The organism is Streptomyces sp. NBC_01006, assembly GCF_045162725.1.
Classification (GTDB): Bacteria; Actinomycetota; Actinomycetes; order Streptomycetales; family Streptomycetaceae; genus Streptomyces.
In genome coordinates this window covers 478761-494767 of the sequence record NZ_CP108700.1, presented here as the reverse complement: position 1 = coordinate 494767, position 16007 = coordinate 478761, and the positions used below count along the sequence as shown (strand labels likewise).

Annotated in this window: 12 protein-coding genes; 3 read left to right on the top strand and 9 right to left on the bottom strand. The window is 71.3% G+C overall.

Annotated features, from left to right (window positions below):
- Positions 1-64: 64 nt before the first annotated feature.
- Genes fxsT through OG509_RS02160 form a run of 3 tightly spaced genes read right to left on the bottom strand, consistent with a single transcriptional unit; the run spans position 65 to position 7214 of the window.
- The gene (fxsT, locus tag OG509_RS02170) at positions 65-4516 is read right to left on the bottom strand and encodes an FxSxx-COOH system tetratricopeptide repeat protein (protein WP_406179581.1); all 4452 of its coding nucleotides are present in this window, start codon (positions 4514-4516) and stop codon (positions 65-67) included.
- Positions 4516-5730: an AAA family ATPase gene (locus OG509_RS02165; protein WP_406179579.1), complete on the bottom strand. Its 1215-nt coding sequence runs from the start codon at positions 5728-5730 to the stop codon at positions 4516-4518. The genes fxsT and OG509_RS02165 overlap by 1 nt, the downstream gene beginning before the upstream one ends.
- Positions 5727-7214 (bottom strand): effector-associated domain 2-containing protein, encoded by a 1488-nt coding sequence (locus OG509_RS02160; RefSeq protein ID WP_406179578.1) that lies wholly within the window; start codon positions 7212-7214, stop codon positions 5727-5729. Before OG509_RS02160 ends, OG509_RS02165 begins: the two co-directional genes overlap by 4 nt.
- Positions 7215-7601: 387 nt before the next feature.
- On the opposite strand from OG509_RS02160, the gene OG509_RS02155 reads away from it, so the two are divergent.
- Positions 7602-8090: an isochorismatase family protein gene (locus OG509_RS02155; RefSeq protein WP_406179576.1), complete on the top strand. Its 489-nt coding sequence runs from the start codon at positions 7602-7604 to the stop codon at positions 8088-8090.
- A 7-nt stretch (positions 8091-8097) separates the two neighbouring features.
- Here the strand turns inward: OG509_RS02155 and OG509_RS02150 are convergent, their stop codons facing one another.
- A complete protein-coding gene (locus OG509_RS02150) occupies positions 8098-9294 on the bottom strand; it encodes an MFS transporter (protein ID WP_406179575.1) in 1197 nt (398 codons plus the stop codon).
- Positions 9295-9449: 155 nt separating this feature from the next.
- Positions 9450-10031: a TetR/AcrR family transcriptional regulator gene (locus OG509_RS02145; protein ID WP_406179573.1), complete on the bottom strand. Its 582-nt coding sequence runs from the start codon at positions 10029-10031 to the stop codon at positions 9450-9452.
- A gap of 164 nt (positions 10032-10195) precedes the next feature.
- Here OG509_RS02145 and OG509_RS02140 point away from each other — a divergent pair, with 164 nt between their 5' ends.
- Positions 10196-11122: an alpha/beta hydrolase gene (locus OG509_RS02140; protein WP_406179571.1), complete on the top strand. Its 927-nt coding sequence runs from the start codon at positions 10196-10198 to the stop codon at positions 11120-11122.
- 258 nt (positions 11123-11380) lie between these two features.
- On the opposite strand, the gene OG509_RS02135 is transcribed toward OG509_RS02140, so the two are convergent.
- A complete protein-coding gene (locus OG509_RS02135) occupies positions 11381-12025 on the bottom strand; it encodes a hypothetical protein (protein ID WP_406179569.1) in 645 nt (214 codons plus the stop codon).
- Positions 12026-12443: 418 nt separating this feature from the next.
- Between OG509_RS02135 and OG509_RS02130 the strand changes: the two genes are divergently transcribed.
- Positions 12444-13475: a hypothetical protein gene (locus OG509_RS02130; RefSeq protein ID WP_406179567.1), complete on the top strand. Its 1032-nt coding sequence runs from the start codon at positions 12444-12446 to the stop codon at positions 13473-13475.
- A 331-nt stretch (positions 13476-13806) separates the two neighbouring features.
- Here OG509_RS02130 and OG509_RS02125 read toward each other — a convergent pair whose 3' ends face one another.
- From OG509_RS02125 to OG509_RS02115, 3 genes are all read right to left on the bottom strand, one after another.
- Complete coding sequence (locus tag OG509_RS02125; RefSeq protein ID WP_406179565.1) at positions 13807-14169, bottom strand: hypothetical protein; 363 nt, start codon at positions 14167-14169, stop codon at positions 13807-13809.
- Between the two features lie 70 nt (positions 14170-14239).
- Positions 14240-15301 carry a transposase gene (locus tag OG509_RS02120; RefSeq protein ID WP_406179564.1) on the bottom strand — a complete coding sequence of 354 codons (1062 nt, stop codon included), beginning with the start codon at positions 15299-15301 and terminating at the stop codon, positions 14240-14242.
- On the bottom strand, positions 15252-15830 hold the full coding sequence (locus OG509_RS02115; RefSeq protein WP_406179562.1) for a transposase family protein: 579 nt from the start codon (positions 15828-15830) through the stop codon (positions 15252-15254). The genes OG509_RS02120 and OG509_RS02115 overlap by 50 nt, the downstream gene beginning before the upstream one ends.
- Between the last annotated feature and the right edge of the window lie 177 nt (positions 15831-16007).

The window sequence follows — 16007 nt, the reverse complement described above, 5'->3', positions numbered from 1 at the left end:
CGGCGTTCGACGGCGGCACTCCGTCCACTCCGTACGGCGTGGACGCAGTGCCGCCGTACGCCGCCTACAGGGGCATCGGCGCGATGTCGCACTCGATCCGCTGGTGCAGCCGGGCCGCCACCAGCCACGGGTGGTCCGGGCCTAGCACCCGGGTCATGCCCTCCACAGCGTCGGCGTTGAGCTCGTCGGCCTCCCAGATCCGGCCGAGCCCGCGCAGGTCCAGGGCCAGGTTCGCCCGGCAGGAGAGGGTGAGCGGGTGGTCGGGGCCGCAGGTGCGGACGAACTTCGGCAGGTTCTCCTCGTCGATGGCGCGGGCCGCGTCGAAGTCCAGCTTGGCGTAGTGGTTGTTCGCCAGCCCCAGGATGGCCGTCAGCGTGAAGGTGTGCATCTCGCCGAGGGTCTCCCGGAACGTGGCGGTGGACTCCAGGTCCAGGGCCTCGGCCTCCTCGACCTCGCCGAGGGCGCGCAGCGTCGCCGCGAGGTTGGTCATCGTGATGAGGGTGAACGCGTGCTGCGGGCCCAGGGTCGCCCGGTAGCGCTCCAGGGTCTGCAGGCCCAGCTCGCGGGAGGCGGTGAAGTCCCCGCGCAGCCGCCGGTCGACGGTGGCGTTCACGGCACAGGCCAAGGTGTCCGGGTACTGGGCACCGTAGCGGAGGGTGAACCGCTCCAAGGTCTCCTCGGTGAGGTCCGAGGCCTCCTGGAGAGCCGCGTCCCGGCGCCGGCACACCGCCAGGTTGCGGGCGGCGCGGATGGTGGCCGCGTTGTCCTCGCCGAAGACCGTGCGGTAGATCCGGTACGTCTCCTCCTGCATGACCCGGGCGGCCGGGTAGTCACCGCTCTCGCGGATGTCGATCGCCAGGCCGTTCATCGTGTTCAGCGTCAGACCGTTGGTGGTGCCGTAGAGGATGTCCCACTGCCGGGCGGTCTCCTCGTCCAGCTCCCGGGCCGCCGCGAACTGACCGCACGCCCGCAGGGTCACCCCGTAGCTGTGGGCGGCCAGCAGGGTGGCGGGCTCCTCCGGGCCGATCAGGTCACGGGCCCGGCTGTCGGCCTCCTCGTCCAGTGCGCGGGCGGCGTAGAAGTCTCCCTTGTAGCGCAGGGCGCCGGCCATCTGCGTCATGGAGTCGATCAGGTCCTCTTCCGGAACCGAATCCCGCCGCGAGATCTCCAGGACCTTCTGGAACAGCTCCAGGGCCTGCGTGACGCCGCCGGTCTGGAGCAGCAGGAACCCCAGGAGCTTGCCCATCACCAGGACCTGCGCGTCCTCCTCGCCGGACTGGGCGGTCCATGTCCGCCACGCTTCCTGGGCCACTTCGGTACCGGTTTCGTGTGCGCCCCAGTAGTAGAGGTAGAGCACCATGGACTTGATCAGTTCGCGGCCCCACGGGTCGGAGGTGCGGACCGCGCCGCTCGCCATCACGTGCGGGAGCAGAGCCTGGTACGCCGGCCACTGGTCGGGTGAGTTGGGGGCCCCCGGCGCGGCGGTGGCCAGCAGCAGGTGCGCCGCGCGCCGCAGGTCATCGGTCCGGCTCTCGTCGAGCCCGGCGGCGAGCACCGCCTGCATCAGACGGTGGATGTGCAGGGTGCCGTTCTTGTGGTCCAGCTTGATCAGCGACAGCTTGCTGAGGTCGCGGGTGGCCCGTGCCAGCAGTACCGGGTCGCGCAGCACCGGGTCCAGTTCCGGGGTGATGTCGACGTTGCGGGTGCCGCGCAGGATGCTCAGGGGGATCGGCTCGGGCGCCATGCAGGCACAGATCTCCAGGAGCTGGCGGGCGGCCGGGTTGCTGTCGGCCAACTGGTCCAGGGAGATGTTCCACGCGGCGGCGACCGAGACCGGGTAGTCCGGGGACGGGTCGAGCTCCAGGATGCCGGGTCGGCGCTGGTCCAGCAGGTCCAGGTACTGGCCGACCGGCATGCCGGTGGCGGCGTGCCAGGCGCCGGCCTGTTCGATCGCGAGCGGGAGGTCGCCCAGGGCCTCGGCGAGGCGGTTGGCGTCCCCGTGGCTGAGGTCGCGGGCCCGGCGCTGGAGCAGGGCGATGCTCTCCTCGCGCTCGAAGACGTTGACGGTCAGTGGGGAGGCGACCCGCTCCCAGTCGCGGTTGCGGGAGGTGACGATGATCTTGCCGGGGCCGCCGGTGGGGAAGTAGCCGCGGACCGTCTCGATGTCCTCGGCGTTGTCGAAGACCAGCAGCCAGTTGTCGTGTGGTCGTCCGGTGCGCAGCGCCTCCCGGACGGCGGGCACCGCGGTGTTGGCCTGTGGGCCGACCTCCAGGTTCAGGGCGCGGGCGAGGTCGACGAGGGCGCCGAGGATGAGGTTCTCCCGCTCCGCGGGGATCCACCAGATGACGTTGTACTCGTGGCTGTGCCGGTAGATGTACTCGATGGCCAGCTGTGACTTGCCGACGCCCCCCATGCCATGGAGGGCGTGCGGGAGCACCGCAGCCGTCTCGTCCGACCGCAGCTGCTCCTCGACGGCCGCCAACAGGCTCTCCCGGCCGGTGAAGTTGGGGTTCTTCGGCGGGACGTTCCCCATGACCCTCGGCTGGCCGGAGCGGACGAAGAGGGTTTGGGACTTGGTGTCCATCGGTTCAGCCTTCCGGACTGCGGGGTCTGAGGGGTCGGTGGTGGTCGGCACACGTTCTCCAGGGGAAGCGTCGTCGTTCGCGGGGACGGGGATCTCCTGGGGAGGTATGCCCTCTCTTGGCAGGTCGGGTACGCGGGAAGGGCCGGAGCCACCCGCCGTGATGACGGCCGGGTCCGTACTGACGCCGCCCGGCCCGGCCCCGCCCGGCCCGCCGCCGACGGCGGCCAGGACCCGGTCGGCGCGCCGCGCGTACGGGCCCGAGAGGGCCTTGAGCACGGCCAGTTCGACGCGCAGCCACGGCCGTTCGGCGGCCGTCGCCTCCGGCAGGGCGGCGTGCTCGGGGTCCTGCAGCGCGGCTCGCAGCCGTACGCCGCGCCCGCGGGCGCTCGGCAGATCGGCGAACAGGCTCACGGTCCGGGCGAGCTGGCTGCGGGTACCGGTGGCCAGCAGTGCCTCCCGGATGCCCTCGGCGAAGTCGGGGCGGTCGTCGGAGCCCGGGCCTTCCCAGTCGATCAGCCCGCCCATCAGCAGCTCGGCCACGTGCCCGGGACCGGCCTCCGGCACCGCCCGGTCGCGCAGCTCCTCGATCAGCTCGAACTCGAAGGGCAGGGCGGCCAGATGGGTGGCCAGCCGGCGCGCGGTCGGCGTGGCCAGCGAGAAGAACCGGCGGACCGCGGCCTCGGCGGCCTCCGCGGAGCCGGGCCCCTCCGTCCGCGGCGGCCTCAGCCCCGGCGTCGGCCGGCCCTCGGCCAGCGTCCCGGCGAGCAGGAAGGGCAGCGTCCGGCGTACGCCGAGCTCCCCGGCCACCAGCTCGGCCCAGGCAGTGAACGACTCCGGTTTCAGGCTCAGCACGGGCACGGGGACGACCGGCTTGCCCTCCGCCCCCCAGGGCGGCTCCCCGGCCGGGTCCTCGTACGCGGGGCCGTGGCCGATCCGGGTGTTGGGCGCGCCGAAACCGCCCGCCTCCAGCTCCGCGCGGTACGGCGCGGCGGAGGAGCGGTGCCACAGGTAGGTGGGCAGCAGGTGCACCAGCGCCGTGGGCCCGCTGCGCGCCAGCCGCATCAGCAGGTCGTCCGCCGCCGGTCCGGCCCAGCCGTGCGCCAGCCCGTCGGTGACCAGCAGGTGCACCCGGGAGCCGCGCGCGTCGATGACCTCCGCCGGATCGCCGGTCCCCTCCCCGGGCCAGCGCAGCCGGGCCCGGCCGCTCGGGGGTAACTCCAGCCGGACCGTGCGCACGTCCCGGAACGCGCCGCTGCGGGCCGCCTCCACCGCGATCGCGGCGATCCGCTGCTGCCAGATCCGCATGGTCGGTGCCGCGTCGACGAGCAGCACGAGGTCGAACGCCTTCTCGGTGGCCGGCCGCACATACGGAATCCAGAGGTTGTCGGAGATGCCGTACCGGGCGGTGCGTTCCTCGTCCAGTTCCTTGCGGTGGCGGGCGGGCAGGCTGCGGCTGAGCAGGTGCAGCGCCTTGGCCAGGCGCAGCGGCACCGGTCTGCGGGCCCGCCGGGCGGCGGGGGCGACGGGCACGGTGCGGCCGGCCTCGGCTTCGGCCCCGGTCTCCCGGAGGCCCGCCGGGCCGTCCTCCTCGCCCGAACGGTCGGACGGGGACGGGGGCGTGACGAGGGATCCGGTGGCGTCGTCCGTGCCCGACACCGGCTCGGCCTGTGGCGGGCCGCCGGGCATGCTCGGGGGCGGGGTCACGTCACCGGCCTGCCCCGGATCGCGCTCCGGTGCGTGCTCGGGGTCGTCGTCCGGGGCGTCCTCCGTGGGAGGGCGCTGCTCCTCGGCCGACGGCGCCGGGGCCGCGGCCCGACGGGCCGCCGCCAGCCAGACGGCGTCGGCGACCTCCCGCCAGGTCGGACCGTCGCCGGAGGGACCGTCCGTCCCGGTACGGGCGTCGGGTGCGCGCTCCCTGGGAGTGCCGTCCATCAGCGGCCTTTCGCGAGGTCGCGCAACAGCAGTTCAATGAGCTTACGCCCGTCGGAGTCCGCCTGGAAACCACCCGCTGTGGTCATATGGACAGCATTGAGCAACTGATCGACCGACTGTGTGCCTCCGGTACGCACCCGCCGCTCGAAGTCGTCGATCAGCGCGTCCACCGCTTCGGGCCTGCTCCGCAGGTGGCTGACCACGATCGAGACGAGCTGCTCCCGACTGGGCGGACGCATCTCCAGCGGCAGACAGCGGCGCCGGAAGGCGGCCGGAAACTCTCGTTCGCCGTTGCTGGTGATCACCACGAGCGGGAACTCCCGGCATTCGACCCGGCCGCCGACGATCTCGGCCCGGCCGTCCGGGTCGTCCGTGAACACGCTGACCGTCGGCAGGGCGCTGCGGACCAGCTCAGGGACCGTGTAGCTGCCGTTCTCCAGGACGTGGAGCAGGTCGTTGGGCAGGTCGATGTCGCTCTTGTCGAGCTCGTCGATCAGCAGGACGCGGGGGCGGGCGTAGGCGAGCAGGGCGGTGCCTACGGGGCCGAGGGTGACGAAGTCGCCGAGGTAGGGCCCGGGTTCGGGCCGGGGCCCGGCGGCGGGCGGTGCGGCGGGCGTCTCGGGTACGGGCGTCTCGGGTACGGGCGTCTCGGGTACGGGCGTCTCGGGTACGGGCGTCTCGGGTACGGGCGGGCCGGGGAGCCCCACGGCCGGCGCCGGCCGGTCGGCGCCCGCCCGCCAGGCCGCGATGGCCTGGGCCCGGCCGATGGAGTCGTACTCGTAGAGCCCGTCGCGCAGCGTGGTCCGGCTGACGATGCCCCACTGGAGCACCCGCCCGAGGCCCAGTTCGCGGGCGACCAGATAGGCGAGGGTCGACTTGCCCACCCCCGGCGGCCCGGACACCAGCAGCGGACGGCGCAGCAGCAGCGCGGCGTTGACGGTGTCGATCTCCTCGTCACGCAGTCCGGGCCGGGCGTCGTGCGCGCCCAGACGGCGGTGCAGGGCAAGGTCGTCGTCTGCGGGGGCGGGCTGGAGCGGCGCGCCCAGGAACTCCCGCCAGGGCGGGGCGGGCGGGATCGTCGGCGGGTCACCGGCCGGTGCCGCGCCGGTCGCGTGGAAGACGTGCCAGGATCCGCCCGGCGCACTACCGGTGGTGCCACCGGCGGCCGGGGCGGTGTCGTGCTCCGGCTTCTGTTCCTGCTCGTACTCGGTCACGCCGGTACCTCCTCGCAGTCGATGAGCCGAAACGGGTCATCGTAGAAGAACGCCACATGGCGGCCGGGTAGTTGCATTCCGTGCAATTCGGTCTCGGCTTTCATACGCAGCCGGTGGATGGTGCCGGGCAGCTGGGTCGTGGGATAGCCGACGAGCATGTCGAGCGGGGCGCCCAGAGCCTGCAGCGCGGGGTCCCGGCGGTCCCAGAGCGCCACGCCGATGCCCTCGGCGATGGCCGCCTTCAGCGGTTCCAGGGCCTGCCCCTCCAGGGCGGGGGCGCCGAGCGTCACCGCCGTCAGGTGCTGGTCCGCGACCAGCTTGTTGCGCCAGATGCGCAGCCCCGTCGTGGACGGATCGGCACCCGTCCAGGAGTGTGGGCGGGCGGCGCTGGCCGCCCGCAGGGTCTGCCAGCGCAGCCGCCAGCGGCGCAGCTGGGCCGGGTCCCGCGTACGCATCCGCTCCAGGCTGCGCAGGTGGACGTAGTAGCGCAGCCCTATGGGGACCGGCTCGTCCTCGCCCGCCTCGCGCAGCCCCAGGCCGGCCACGTCGTGGTTGAGCATGCTGTACGGCAGGACGAACTCGATGTGGATCGGGCTCGGGTCCTCGCCGGCACTGTCCGCGTCGGCCCAGTACGCCTCACCGCGCCGGACGGCCCGCTCCACCGCCGTGCCAAGGGTCGGCGGGGTGGCCCGTTCCAGGGCGCCCGAGACCGGGGCCCAGTGGCCGGCGGTCCGGTTGACCCAGTGCCGCACGTAGATGTCGGGCGAACCGTCGAGGGCGGGATCCACCATGACGATCAGACAGCGGGGAACGTCCCCGCCGGTCGGCCCCGTGGTGCCCGGCCGGCCCGGGGGGCCCGGCCGCCCGCGCCGCCGGTGCAGCGCCTCGTCGGTGCCGGCTCCCGCGCCGGACGCCCAGGCCTCGCACCACTCCCGGAGCCGGCGCCGCCGCTCGCTGTCCTGCGGCATCAGCTCGGCGACGCACTCCAGCAGGACCACGGCGGGCGGCAGTCCGCCGGCCTGGGCGTTGAGGTCGACCAGGTGGTCGAAGAGCTGGCCGGGCATGAGTCCGCCGGGCAGATCCAGCCGCAGCTCCCGTCTCAGCCGCTCCAGCAACTCGCCCGCGTCGACCCCTGTGTGCCCGGCGAGCAGCGCCCGGGCGGCCTTCAGGTCTCTGTCATCGAATGCGCCGAGCAGGGGCAGCGTCGAGGAGGACTCGGGCTCCCAGGCCCGTAGCACCCGCTCCCGCACACGCCCGGCGACGTCACTGCCCTCGTGCAGCTCGACGGCGTAGAGGAGCGCGTCCACGCCCGTCTCCACGTCCTGCTGGTTCCGTAACACCGCCTGCACAAGGGCGACCGTATCGTTCCGGGCGTTCTTGCCGGGCAGATCCAGGACTGTTTCGAGGTACCCGCCGACACTCTGTCCGAACAACAACCGCTCGCTGGGATCCCGGACGCAGTCCAGCGCACTCAGCTCGTCCACGAGCGCCATCCGCAAGCGCGCCTTTTCCCCAACGCCCAACCGCACCACCACGTTCCCCACCCCCGACCGTCCCCCAGAAGTCGGCACGAGTCCCCTCGCTGGTTGGCGAAATTATCACGGGGCTTTCCTTGCCACCATAAGAACTGATCAATCCCCTGGGAACGTTCCGTAAAAACCCATGACTTGGCTGAAGAAGTGCTTTTCCCAGGTACAGCGGGGCTGTTCACCCTGGCACCCGGGACAGCAGTGGGCGGTCCGGGGTCGCCCGCCCGAGCTCAGGTCCGTCCTGTGCCCCGAGGCGCGGCGACCGCCGCGGGGAAGTTCCGCCGTCCGGACCAGGCGGCAGTCGACCCCGGCCTCGCCCGCCGCGGCCTTACGATCGTCGCCATGACCTCCGCACTGATCCTGATCGACCTGATGCCGCGCATCATCGGCCTCCCGCTCGCACCTCACTCCGGCGATGAAGTGCTCGCGCGTTGCCGCGCGTTGGCCAGGTCGTTCCGGGCGAGCGGACGGTCGGTGGTGATGGTCCGGGTGGAGCGTCCGAACGTCGCCGAGCAGCCGCCGGGCAGCGACTTCGCCGAAGACCTGGTGGAGGAAGGCGACATCGTGGTGGTCAAGCGCACCATCGGAGCGTTCTACGGCACCGACCTGGACGAGCAGTTGCGCAAGCTCGGTGTGGACACCGTGGTGCTCGCCGGGCTGGTCACCACGATGGGCGTCGAATCCACCGCCCGGGCCGCGGCCGACCACGGCTACGAGCTCGAGTTCGTGGCCGACGCGATGTCCGGACTGGCCGCGGACGAGCACGAGTTCACCGTAGAGCGGAGCTTCCCGCGCTTCGGCGAGGTACGGAACGCAGCCGACTACAGCTGACGCCGGCTCAGTTTTCGACCGTCAGGTAGGGCGATCCGTCTGACGTTGCGGACTCCGGTGTCACGCGAAGGTGCAGGGCGGCGAGCAGTAGGCAGAACGCGGCCATTGCGGACCACAGTGCGGTCGTCCCCGCGTGGGCGAGCAGCTGGGTGCCGAGGACGGGTGCGAGCGTCGCGGCGATCCCCCAGCTGGTACCGAAGACGGCCAGGTAGCGGCCGCTCGCACCGGGTGGCGCGAGCTCGGTGACGAGCGCGTAGATGCGGCCCATGACCAGCAGGTCGCCGAGGCTCATCACGGCGGCCGAGGCGAGCAGTGCCGGCAGGGTGCGGGTGAGGGCGTAGCCGGTGAGTCCCGCGGCCAGGAGGAGATGGGCGAGGGCGAGTGCGACGGGTGTGGTGAGCCGGGTCGTGCAGGGCAGGCGGATCAGGGGCTGGGCGAGCACGGTGGTGGCTGCGGCGGCGGTGAACAACAGCCCGGCGTCGGCGGCGGGCAGGCCCTGCCGCGTGAGTGCGAGCGGCAGGGTGATCACGGTCTGTTGGTTGATCAGGGCGTAGGCGGTGCCGGTGGCCAGGACGCTCAGCAGGGCTCGGTCGCGCAGCGGTCGTACGGCGGTGCCGTCCTGGTCCGGTCCGGGTGGTTCGGGACGGTCGCGGGGGAGGGCAAGCCGGATCAGCAGTGCGCAGGCCAGGCAGGTGGCGGCGTCGGTGACGAAGAGCCAGCGCAGGTCCCAGCGGCCGAGCAGGGCGGCGAGCAGCCCGGCGCCCATGCCGCCCGCTGCGAGAGCGGCGCTGAACAGGCTGAACGCGCGCACCCGGTGCTGCTCCGGCACGGACTCGCCGATGATCGCCTGGCTCGGGGGTTCGTAGAGCTCGAAGGCCAGCCCGAGCAGCACTGCCCCGGCGACTGCCCAGGTGAGCGACGCGGAGGCCGCGATCGCCAGCTGTGCGACCGCGCATCCGCAGAGCCCGAGCACGATGGTCGTGCGCCGGCCGATTCGGTCGGCCAGGTGTCCCCCGGCCAGCCGCGAGGGGATCGTGGCGAGCCCGAAGGCGGCGCTGACCAGCCCGGCGGCGGTCAGGCTCGCACCGTGGTCGGAGCTGATCAGCGCGGTGAGGAAGGGCAGCGAGAAGGCCCCGAGTCGGTTGACGACCCGGGCGAGTAACAGCAGGCGGACGGTGCGGGGCAGTGGTTCGGAGCGCGACACGGCTCCTCCTGTTCTTGTGAATCGCCGATATCAGTGATCAGCGGGTGGTACGTGAGCTGATCTCCGGCTCGTCCTCGTGTGACCTGCGAGCCCTGCCCGATGCCGTCTGTGCCGACCGCGGCATCGGTCTGCGCTGCCGGGTCGGCGATCCACCGTCAGGTCGGACCGACGCCGCGGGCGAAGTGCGGCAGCATCATGGCGACGAGGGCGTCGACATCGGCATCGACCATCGGTCTGCCGGTCATGCCCATGCGGTGAAGCAGGGTGCCGACGACGGCATCGATGAAGAACAGGACCCTGTTCTCCGGCTCGTCGAGCGCGTCCTGGAGGGCGAGGCGGTAGGGGTCCTGCAACCGTGTGGAGAGGATTTCGCGCAGGGCCGGGTCGCTGACGGCGTCGCTGAACACGCCCGCGAACGCGTCGCCCACCCCGGGGTCGCCGATCTTCGCTGCGATCCATCGGATGGTCGAGGACATGAGCTCGGCCCGGTCGGCGCCGTCCTTCAGCGGAACCGGGCCGAACGCGTCGAGGAGGCAGTCCACGATCAGCGCGCCCTTCGACGGCCAGCGGCGGTAGACCGTCGACTTCGCGATGCCGGCCGCGGCGGCGATGCGCTCGACCGTGGCGCGCGCGTAGCCGATTTCGTGGACCGTGCTCAGGGTGGCGGTGAAGACCTGGGCGTCGAGGCCGGCGCGCGGGCGTCCGGGCGGTCGGGCGGGAGGAGGCGTTCGAGTCATTCCTTCACCATAGCTAGTTCCGCTACCTTAGGTATCGATACCTAAGGTAGCGAAATCATTCGGGGAGGAGAAGGCGTGAGCGGGGACAGCGGTGCGCGGCAACCGTCGGCGAGCAGTGGCGGGTTGCGGCAGCAGGCATTGGGGGCGAGCCGGACTGGGCGGCGATGACCGCCGAAGAACTGGCCGCCTACCGCGAGGCGGAGAACCGCAGGCGGGCGTCACCCGCGATGCGGGAGATCACCGGGATGCCGGACCCCGGTGCCGCGATCGAATGGCAGTCGCTGGCGCTGACCGGTCGCCGCCTGCCGGTCCGGGTCCACCGGCCGGTGCGCGAACTCGGCGCCGGCTCCGCCGACTGGGCAGGGGTCCTGCCCCTCGTACTCCACGTCCACGGCGGCGGGTTCGTGGGCACGGCGGTGCAGAGCGACTGGATCAACAGCCATCTCGCCGCCCGGTTGCCGGCCCTTGTCGTCTCGGTCGAGCACCGCCTCCTCGCCCCGGACACTCCGCTGTCGGCCGCCGCAGACGACGGCTGGGACGGGCTCGACCACCTGGTGCGGCACGCCGCCGACTGGGGCATCGACCCGGCGCGCATCGCTGTGTTCGGTGAGAGCTGCGGCGCACTGATCACCGCGCTGGCCGCCGTCCGAGCCAGGCAGGCCGGCCTGCAACTGCGGTCGCAGGTGCTGGTCAACCCCGTCGCGGACGTGACCAGGACGATGTTCGACCATCCCTCGGTCACCGAGCACGCCCACAGTCCGACCCTGACCGTTCCCCAACTGCGGCTGTTGCAGCGGCTAGCCGTCCCCTCGGGAACCGATCCTCGAGCGCTGTCTCCGCTGCACGCCGGCAGTCTCGCCGGCCTCGCCCCGGCGCTGGTGGTGGTGCCGAGCCATGACCCGCTGGCCGACCACGGCCGCCGCTACGCCGAGCGCCTGCGCGCGGACGGGACGCCCGCGCGGCTGACCGAGTTCCCCGAGGCCACGCACGCCTTCGTCAGCATGCCGGCCGTAGTGCCGCAGGCCGAGGCGGCACGGGCGGAGATCACCGAGTTCCTCCGCGACGCCCTCGGCCGCCCAGGTGGCCGCTGACCGGACGAATCGGACGGACGACTGGCCGCGGCGTCCACCGGTGTCCGCCCGGCGGCCCGCGCCCCGAACCGAGCGGTCAACGCGGTCAACGTCACCTGTCAAACCGGCGACGCAGGCAAGCCCATGGCGACTCCGGGCAAGCCCACGCTGTCGGTGGCGGCTGGACAGCGGACGAGATCCAGACCGGCGCCGCGCTGCTGACCGAGCTCGGGCAGTTCGGCAGCCTGGCTGCTGGGGGCGGTCAGGCTGCCCGGGATCTCACCACAGCGGGTAGATGCTGTTGCCGACTTCGGCGGCCGCGGTGGGGGTGGCGGCCGCGTCGCGGCCGAAGTACCAGGACACCTCGTAGAGGTTGATGTCCTTGGTGACGTACGCGCTGGAGCGCACGCCGGTGCTCAGGCCCCACCGCAGTTTCAGGTTGCGCAGCTCGGACGTCGGGTACTTGGCGGTGAGCTCGCAGGCGTCGACCGGCCCCGAGGCGTCCTGGAAATTCCGGGTGACGTCCTTGTCCTTCAGGCTGAAGTGGCCGTTCTTGTCCACCCGGTAGAGCTTGCAGTTCGCGGAGCCGTGGAAGTTCTTCGCCGGCACCCACGGCGAGTCCTTGTTCTCGCGCGTTGCCGCGTTGGCCCTCACCTTGAAGGTGAGCGTTGCCGTCCCGCCGGAGGTCGTAGTGGTCAGGCAGCCCTGGCCCATCGCGAGCTCGTTGTTGGGAACCTTGCCGTTGTTGCCGTGAATCCAGCCGGTGCCGGTGGCCATGCCCTCCTGCGGCGAGCAGGCAGTCGTCGTGCTCTGCGCTCCCTGCTGCGTGGCCGGTGCCGCCTGGGCCAGCGCAACGGGCGATACGGCCAGTGCCGCCGACGCCGTGTACAACAGGAACCTGGTTGTCGCGGTGGTCCGCGCCATCACTACTCCCCATGATCTTGAGAACGGAGTCATTCGCATCCTCGGTCGCGCGGCGAACAGCCCGTGGGCGCGAACACCTCGTGGGGTGTCACCGGTAGGGCCGCAGCGGCGCCGATTCCTTGATCACAACGGCCTCCGCAGCGCAAGGACATTCGTCGCGGGCCACCGGCACCGGTTTTTGGCCTGGCGCACACGGGTGAAGGGTTGCGCCATCACCTCGGCAGTGGCGGTCGTTCTTCTGCCCGCAGAACGGCACTGACCAGTGGTGGCTGTTCACGACCCCGTGGACCGCGCCCTGCGGTGCGTGACATGAGGGGGACGGATCAGTTGCTTCGATGTGACCATCGGGGCCGGACCCCTCGGCCCGGCGACCGGCCGGCTGGGGGCCAGGCCGGCCGCGGCATTAGGGTTCGGGATCATGACGAGGACCACGCCACCGCGCCCGCTCGACGTCGAGGTGCTCTTCCCCGGGCTCGCCGCCCACCGCGGTACGACCACCCGGCTGCACCCGCGGCCGGGCAGCCCCGACGCGTCGGCGAGCTCCGTGGGCGGGCCGATGCTCTGGCCGGCGGACGAGCCGTGGCCGGTGTGCACCGATCCGCACCCCCACGGGCGCGGCCGGCGCCCCGCAGACATCCACCGGGAGCGGCAGCTGCGGGCCGCGGCGTGGGCCCGGGACCAGGACTCCGGCCTCACGGACGAGGAGAGCCGGCTCTTGGAGGAGCTCAGGCACAGGCACCGGGCGGCGGGGAAGAGCGGGGAGACGGATCCGCTCCCGATGATCGGTCTGGCCCAGCTGTACCGCCGGGACGTGCCCGACCTGCTTGCGGGGCCGGAGGAGTGCGATCTGCTCCAGGTGTTCTGGTGCCCCTTCGACGCGCACGGCGAGAACCGGACCGGCATGCTGCTGGACCTGCGCTGGCGCCGGTCGTGGGAGGTCGACAGGGCGATGGCGCAGCCGCCCGTGCCGGAGGTCGTGGGCTTCGAGGGTTACGTGCCCGAGCCGTGCGTGCTGTACCCCGAGCAGGTGGTCACGTACCCCTTCGCCGGGCTGCTGCCCGAAGAGCTGTGCGCCCGGATCGAGGCCAGGGAAGAGGCCCTCGAAGAGGAGGCCGAGGAAGCGGAAGCGGAGGAATGGGACTGGCCGACCTACCAGTTCGACCTGTCCATCCCGCCCGGCTGGCGCGCCGGGGGCTACGCGTCCTGGAACCTGACCGACGCCGCCGCCACGGACTGCCCTGCCTGCGCGGCCCCGATGGAACTGCTGCTGACCATCGACAGCTCGGAGTGGGACGGCGGAAGCGGCAGCTGGATGCCGCTGGAGGAGCGGGACCCGGCCGTGGGCCGGGGTGGCGCGTCCACCGGGGTTGCGGTGGGCCGCTGGGGCAAGCTGAACGTCTTCGCCTGCCCCGCCGACCCGGGACATCCGCACCTCACGAGCATCCAGTAGCTGCACTCGGCATCTGGCCCACCACATCACCACCTGTTCCGAGTCGACCAGCACACGAGAAGGGCTTCGAGCAAGTACCGGTGCGTCTCCAGAACTCGGCAACACGTCTCCTGCTGCCGACAGACCGTGCCCACGTGCCAGCAAAAAACGTTGCCAGCTCTCGGTTCTGGCACAGATCTTGGGGAGCGGTCGCGGAGGGCGACGGTGTCGTTCGATTACCGGGGGAGGGTCACGAGCCCAGGGCCCCCTGTTCCAGTGCACTTTGGTCGCTCATCCGGCACTCATCGGTCGCATGGGCACAGGATGTGCACTTTGGTCGCTCATCCGGCACTCATCGGTCGCATGGGCACAGGATCCGGTGTGCGTCGATCAGTGTGAAGGTGTCTTCGTTCCAAGAGCAGACCTCAAGCCACGCCAGATACCCGTCCTCGGCGAACACCAGAACCTCGCCGACGGTCTCTCCGTCCGCGCCGAACAGTTCCATGTCGGCCACCACCTGCGTGCCCGTAGGCGCGGGTGCGGGTGAAACACCGTCCGCATCGAGACTGAAGTACGTCGAACCGCAGCCGCACGCACAGCACTTCTCCAGTCGGAGATGCCGCATCTGCCGATGCAGCGCGAGACCTGGGTCCACCACCATGCTCAAAGCTGTGTCCAGTACGTGAGCAACGTCAGTAGGCAACGCTCTGGTCATGTCTGCAAGGTATCTGACCTGCGCAGTACTTCTCGGTTCTCGCGTAGCTCTTGGGGAGCGTCTCGTAGTGCTATTGGAGCAGGATCATCTTTCGGAGAAGTTCGAATCCGGCGCGGCCATAGAGCTGCCGCTTGATCTTCTTGATGCGGTTGACGGCTCCCTCGATACTGCCGGAGTTCCAGTTGAGAGTGAGACCGGCTGTCACTGCGTCGAGGTCTCGGAGCAGATGGAGTGCGAAGCCGGTGAGGCCGGGTAGCTGGCTGGCGTCGACGGCATCGATCCAGGTGGGGAGTGTGGCGCCGAGGCGTCCGGTGAGGATCTCGCCGAACTCACGGACATGGCTGGAGGCCGTGTCAAGTTCAGGGCAGCGGGCAAGGATGCCCTTCAGTCCGGCGCGGTCATCTTCGGTCAGGGCGGTGGGGTGGCGGGTGAGGCAGCCGGTCACCTGCCGCACCGACGGCGGCCGCGGTGCCGCGTCGGCCGGAGTCCTGCGGAGGGTCGCGATGTGGGCGCGGACCATTTGGTAGGTGACGGGCGCGTTGGCGGCAATGAGTTCGCCGTGCAGTCGGGTGACGCTGGTGCATCCCTCGGCGAATCGCCGCTCCAGGTAGGGCTTGTAGGGGTCCAGCCTGCTGGACCGGGGCCGGTTCTCGCGAAAGGTGTCCTGCCAGCGTGCGGCGTTCGCGTACCGGAGCACGGTGTTGAGACCCCAGCCCAGGTGCCGGGCAATCGCCCGGCGTGAGTGGCCTTGGGCTAGGAGCTCGTGGACCAGGGCGTGTGCTGCCTTCTTCCGTTCGGCCCGTCGGCCGAGGGGCGCCGAGTCGTCCTGCGGCCGACCGGAAGCCAGTCGGGTGGCCTGCGGCAACATGCCGCTGGGCGAAGGATTGCGCAGGCAGTCTCGGCGGGCGGCGACGCAGGTCTCCACGGCCCGGCCGAGGCCCTGCCACAGATGAAACCGGTCAGCGACCTGCAGAGCGTCGGGCGCACCGCGCCGGGCGCCTTCAGCGTAGGCACCCGCCCGGTCTCGGCAGATGATCTCCACGCCTGGGTGGCTGATCAGGCAGGCGGCCAGCGGGCCGGCTTCACGCGTCGGGAGCACATCGACCACGCGATGGTCTTCGACGCTGGTCAAGACGGTGGAGTAGGTCTGGCCGCGACGGATCGCGAAGTCGTCCACGCCCAGCACACGCGGCGTGCTGAAGTGGATCGGGCAATGCCATGACCCTGCGTAACAAGGTCATCCTTCCCGCGCCGAAGCCCAACTGGGCAGCCAGCCGAGCGCCGGCCCGCCCGGCCAGCGCGAGCCCCACCCGCTCCAAGGCGCGGTTGAGTCGAGTCGTGAACCTTGCGTGCGGGGCAGCCAGCCGGGAGAACGGCTCGGCGAACGTCCGGCGCGGGCAGTCCGCCGCTCCGCAGATGAAGCGCCGGACCGTCAGCCGGATCACGAAGCCCTGTTCAGCAAGCGGAAGGTCCTTCAGCCTGCGCTGGTATCGGTCGTGGACTCGGTCCGAGAAGCGACCACAGTCCGGACATGCCGCCCCCACCGCGCGGCCTCTTGCCATCACCTCGACTGTATCGAACGCGGCCGTCACCGCCTCGACGTCCACTTCGTCGTTCCCGTCGAACACCAGCGAGTCCCACAACGGTGCATCGTTCTGCATGACCAGCACCATCACCACCCACAACCGAGCGCAGCAGCGGCAGGCAAGCACCTGAGGGAGCGTCAATTCTGGTCGGCGGATGACAAGGCGTACGCGGTCTCACGCGAAGCGTCTCCTCGCAATCGAACAACGGGGTAACGCTCCGCGACCGCTCCCCAAGATCTGTGCCAGAACCCA

Coding starts and splice junctions, on each gene's coding strand:
- fxsT (WP_406179581.1), bottom strand. CDS start 4,516: ATGGACGGCACTCCCAGGGAGCGCGCACCCGACGCCCGTACCGGGACG.
- OG509_RS02155 (WP_406179576.1), top strand. CDS start 7,602: ATGACCTCCGCACTGATCCTGATCGACCTGATGCCGCGCATCATCGGC.
- OG509_RS02145 (WP_406179573.1), bottom strand. CDS start 10,031: ATGACTCGAACGCCTCCTCCCGCCCGACCGCCCGGACGCCCGCGCGCC.
- OG509_RS02140 (WP_406179571.1), top strand. CDS start 10,196: ATGACCGCCGAAGAACTGGCCGCCTACCGCGAGGCGGAGAACCGCAGG.
- OG509_RS02135 (WP_406179569.1), bottom strand. CDS start 12,025: ATGGCGCGGACCACCGCGACAACCAGGTTCCTGTTGTACACGGCGTCG.
- OG509_RS02130 (WP_406179567.1), top strand. CDS start 12,444: ATGACGAGGACCACGCCACCGCGCCCGCTCGACGTCGAGGTGCTCTTC.
- OG509_RS02125 (WP_406179565.1), bottom strand. CDS start 14,169: ATGACCAGAGCGTTGCCTACTGACGTTGCTCACGTACTGGACACAGCT.
- OG509_RS02115 (WP_406179562.1), bottom strand. CDS start 15,830: ATGCAGAACGATGCACCGTTGTGGGACTCGCTGGTGTTCGACGGGAAC.